The sequence below is a fragment of the Streptomyces recifensis genome (assembly GCF_002154615.1).
Classification (GTDB): domain Bacteria; phylum Actinomycetota; class Actinomycetes; order Streptomycetales; family Streptomycetaceae; genus Streptomyces; species Streptomyces griseoluteus.
This window is the reverse complement of sequence record NZ_MUNH01000611.1, coordinates 1-3,273: the sequence shown is the minus strand read 5'-3', so window position 1 is coordinate 3,273 and position 3,273 is coordinate 1. Positions and strand designations below refer to the sequence as shown.

The 3,273-nt window shown below is 73.0% G+C and carries 5 protein-coding genes; all 5 read left to right on the top strand.

All coding sequences use genetic code 11. The annotated features are described in order from the left end of the window. Positions 1-300 precede the first annotated feature (300 nt). The 5 genes from CCN33_RS27075 to CCN33_RS27055 all read left to right on the top strand — a co-directional run bounded on the left by CCN33_RS27075 (position 301) and on the right by CCN33_RS27055 (position 3,268). A complete protein-coding gene (locus tag CCN33_RS27075) occupies positions 301-543 on the top strand; it encodes a hypothetical protein (RefSeq protein WP_086696066.1) in 243 nt (80 codons plus the stop codon). A 60-nt stretch (positions 544-603) separates the two neighbouring features. Next, on the top strand, positions 604-828 hold the full coding sequence (locus tag CCN33_RS27070; RefSeq protein ID WP_086696065.1) for a hypothetical protein: 225 nt from the start codon (positions 604-606) through the stop codon (positions 826-828). Positions 829-978: 150 nt separating this feature from the next. Continuing rightward, a complete protein-coding gene (locus tag CCN33_RS27065; protein WP_086696064.1) occupies positions 979-1,839 on the top strand; it encodes a Rieske (2Fe-2S) protein in 861 nt (286 codons plus the stop codon). Positions 1,840-1,877: 38 nt separating this feature from the next. Then, positions 1,878-2,447, top strand: coding sequence for a DUF488 domain-containing protein (locus CCN33_RS27060; protein WP_086696063.1), 570 nt, complete (start codon positions 1,878-1,880; stop codon positions 2,445-2,447). Then, a complete protein-coding gene (locus CCN33_RS27055) occupies positions 2,444-3,268 on the top strand; it encodes a ribonuclease BN (protein WP_086696062.1) in 825 nt (274 codons plus the stop codon). Before CCN33_RS27060 ends, CCN33_RS27055 begins: the two co-directional genes overlap by 4 nt. Positions 3,269-3,273: the final 5 nt, after the last annotated feature.

The window sequence follows — 3,273 nt, the reverse complement described above, 5'->3', positions numbered from 1 at the left end:
GGGGACATGCGGCGCCGGTGGAGTCGGGGCGGCTCGTGGCAGTCGGCGCCCCGACTCCTGCGAAGAGCGGTCCGCCCGGCGCGCCCAGTGCGAAGCGCGCCGGGTCGGCCGGCGATCGCTGGTCCCGCTCTTCATCCCTCACACCGGGAATCCGGATCTGCCGCCGGAGCGGATTGGTCACTCCCCCGATCAGGTGAAATAAAGATCGAGACCAATCCGGCGAGCCTCCGGCCCCGGATGTAAGCCCCCGCTCCGGGGACCTGGGAGGCGCCCGCAGGCCGCCGCGCTTACGATCCCCACGTGGCAGACATTCCCGAGAGCCTCATCGCCCTGGAGCGGTCCGCCGAGGTGGAGCGGGCCAAGCTGGCCGGCCTCACCGGGAGCGAGTACGAGGCCCAGCGGCGCCGCTGGCGCGCGGCGTACGACGCCGTGTGCGCGGCCATCGCCGACCGGTCGGCCGCGACCGGCGAGGACCGCGGCGCGCTGGAGCGGTCGGTCCAGGAAGCGGTACGGCACGCCCAGGAGGACCCGGCGGTCGAGTAGCGCCCCCGTCCCGGAGCACTCCGGCATGCGGCGGCCGCGCTCCTGGGCCACGCTCGGGACATGACCCCGGAGATGCCCGTCGTGATCTACCCGCCCGCCCCGGACGGCGGCAGGCGGGTGCGCGTCGGTGACCGGTTCGTCGGCATGGCCTACACCGTGCTGGACGTCGTGGAGTTCCTGCGCCGGGCCGGACCCGAGGGCCTGGCCTCGGTCGAGGAGGCCGACATCGTCGGCGCGGGGTGGGTGGAGTGGCAGGGCGCGGGTCCACGGGAGTGGCCCCGCTGAACAGGGGAACCCGGCCCCTCACCGGCGGTGAACTGCCGTACCGGCGGCCCGGGATGCTCGGGCAGACAGCCTGACCCAGATGAGAGCGCGAGCCGGAGCACCGTCGGGACACCGGCCCGTCAGGTCCGAACGCTACGAGGAGCGAGTGTCATGCCCAAGCAGATCGAGCACGTCATCCAGGACATCGAGGGCCGCGCCGCGCTCGACGCTCTCACCGGCCCGGCCGCCGAGCTGGTGAACAAGGTGACGCAGCCGACCGCCGTCAAGAACGCGCTCTCCGGTACCTGGCTGGGCCACGCGCTGCACCCGGTGCTCACCGATGTGCCCATCGGCGCCTGGGGCATGGCCACCGTGCTGGACCTGACAGCGGGCGAGCGCGGCGCCGTGGCGGCGCGCAAACTCGTCGGCTTCGGCCTGCTGGCCGCGGTGCCGACGGCCGCGAGCGGCGCGTCCGACTGGGCCGACACCTTCGGCGGCCCGCAGCGGGTCGGCCTGGTGCACGGGATGCTCAACGGCGCGGCGACCGTGCTCCAGGCCGCGTCCTGGGTGGCCCGGCTGACCGGCCGTCGGCGCGCCGGTGTGGTGCTGAGCGGGGTGGGCCTCGGCCTGACCGGCGCCTCGGCCTACCTGGGCGGCCACCTGTCGTACGTGAACGGCGTCGGCGTCAACCACACGGCGTTCGAGGAGCCGACCGGCAAGTGGACGGACGTGGCGGCGCTGACCGCGCTGGAGGAGGACAAGCCGCTGCGGGTCGACGCGGGCGGTGTGCCGGTGGTGCTGGTGCGGCACGGCGGCACGGTGAACGCCCTCTCGGCGACCTGCACGCACGCCGGCGGCCCGCTGGACGAGGGCAAGGTCGACGCGGACGGCTGCCTGCACTGCCCCTGGCACGGCAGCGCGTTCCGGCTCTCCGACGGCGAGGTGACGCGGGGTCCGGCGACTGTCCCGCAGCCGGACTGGGACGTGAAGATCTCCCAGGAGCGGGTGCTGGTGCGGGCCGCGAACGCCTGAACCGGTGGCACGGGCGGGTCGGGTGAGGCGGCGCCGGGATGAGGAACCGAATCCGCACGGTGGGACACTCCACGCGTGACTTCGACGAGCTGGTGACGATGCTGCGGAACCACGGCATCACCCATCTGGTCGACGTGCGCTCGTTCCCCTCCTCGCGGAAGTTCCCCCAGTGGAACCGGTCGGCCATCGAGGAGGCGCTGCCGCCCGGCATCGAGTACCGCTGGATTCCGCAGCTGGGCGGACGGCGCCACACGCCCAAGGACGTGCCGAGTCCCAACGGCGCGTGGCGGGTGAAGGCGTTCCGGGACTACGCCGACCACATGGCCACGGACGAGTTCCGGCAGGGCCTGGACGAACTCCTGGAACTGGCCGAGCAGGGCCGGCCCGCCATCATGTGCAGCGAGGCGGTGCCCTGGCGCTGCCACCGCAGGCTCATCACGGACGCGCTGCTGGCGGCGGGCGCGGAGGTGGACCACATCCTGTCGGCGACGAGCACCAAGCCGGCGTCGCTGAACGAGAACGCGCACGTCGAGGACGGGCGCCTCACCTACCCGCCCCCGCCCGAGGAGTCCGACGGGTCCGACGGGTCCGACGAGGCGGGACCGTGAGACGGGGCGCGGGCCGCCTGGAGCGCGCCTGGGAGTGGCTCGCCCTGCACAAGCTGATCCAGCGCGGCAAGGAGCTGGAACTGCTGCACCGGGCCATGGGGTTCGCCACCCTCGCGCTGGTGACCCTGGCCCCGCTGCTGATCGTGGTCGCCGCCGCCGACCCCCTGGTGCGCGGCGGTTTCCCCTCCTGGCTGTCGGACGGCATGGGGCTGTCGGGTCGTTCCGCGAAGGTGCTCAACGAGGTGTTCAGCCCCCCGCGCGAGGTCATCGGCACCACCAGCGCGTGGAGCATCCTCATGCTCGCGGTCTTCGGGGTGTCCTTCGGCGGCAGTGTGCAGAACGCGTTCGAGCGCATCTGGGGGCTGCCCGCAGGACGCTGGCACCGCGTGTGGCGGCAGGCGACCTGGCTGGTGGTGCTGATGGCGTACCTCTACCAGGAGGTGCAGACCGGGACGACCGTGGAGGGGTTCTCCCGGACCTTCCTGACCACGGTGACCACGCTGTTCTTCTTCTGGTGGGGGCCCTGGTTCCTGCTGGGTGGCCAGGTCCGCTGGCGGGAGCTGCTGCCGGGCGCGATCGCCAGCGTGGTGGGCCTGGCCGGGCTGCGCGCCTTCTCCACCCTGGTCTTCAACCCGCTGATCGTGACCAACGCGCTGAGCTACGGGGCGGTCGGCACCGTGCTGGTGGTGTCGTCCTGGCTGATCGGCGTGGGGTTCGTGGTGTACGGGGGCGCGCTGTTCGGCCGCTGGTTCACCGAGCACCACTGGATGCCGTCGCACGATGACAATGACGGACGCGAGGGGCGCGAAGCGGGCGGCTGAGGGGG

Bases quoted from the DNA above. Each gene is read 5' to 3' on its own strand.
- CCN33_RS27060 (WP_086696063.1), top strand. From the start codon at position 1,878: ATGAGGAACCGAATCCGCACGGTGGGACACTCCACGCGTGACTTCGAC.
- CCN33_RS27070 (WP_086696065.1), top strand. From the start codon at position 604: ATGACCCCGGAGATGCCCGTCGTGATCTACCCGCCCGCCCCGGACGGC.
- CCN33_RS27065 (WP_086696064.1), top strand. From the start codon at position 979: ATGCCCAAGCAGATCGAGCACGTCATCCAGGACATCGAGGGCCGCGCC.